Annotated in this window: 1 protein-coding gene; it reads left to right on the top strand. The window is 62.3% G+C overall.

Annotated elements, in window-relative coordinates:
* Positions 1–59 precede the first annotated feature (59 nt).
* Positions 60–305, top strand: a 246-nt coding sequence (locus EN786_RS37015; RefSeq protein WP_135910176.1) for a glutathione S-transferase N-terminal domain-containing protein, incomplete at its 3' end; no start/stop codon positions are given.

The raw sequence follows: 305 nt of genomic DNA, 5'->3' as shown, positions 1-305 counted from the left end.
GAGTGCCGTTGGGTTGGTGCGCGAGATGGTCTAGGGTCCCCGAAATGCAGGTCTCAACCATCTACAAGGCCGTCGGATCGCGCGGCTCCCGTGTCAGCCGGGTGCTCTGGATGCTGGAGGAGCTCGGGCAGCCCTACGAGTTCGTCGAGGTCAAGTTGCGCTCGCCGGAAGCCTATGCGCTCAATCCGTCGGGCAAGGTGCCGATCCTCATCGACGGTGAGCTGATCGTGACGGATTCGGCGGCGATCTGCTTCTATCTCGCCGACAAGCACGCCGATAAAGGCATGGGCGCAGATCGGAATAGC

The sequence above is a fragment of the Mesorhizobium sp. M4B.F.Ca.ET.143.01.1.1 genome (assembly GCF_004792275.1).
Classification (GTDB): Bacteria; Pseudomonadota; Alphaproteobacteria; order Rhizobiales; family Rhizobiaceae; genus Mesorhizobium; species Mesorhizobium abyssinicae.
The sequence above is the reverse complement of the archived record's forward strand: the minus strand, read 5'-3'. Positions and strand labels throughout refer to the sequence as shown.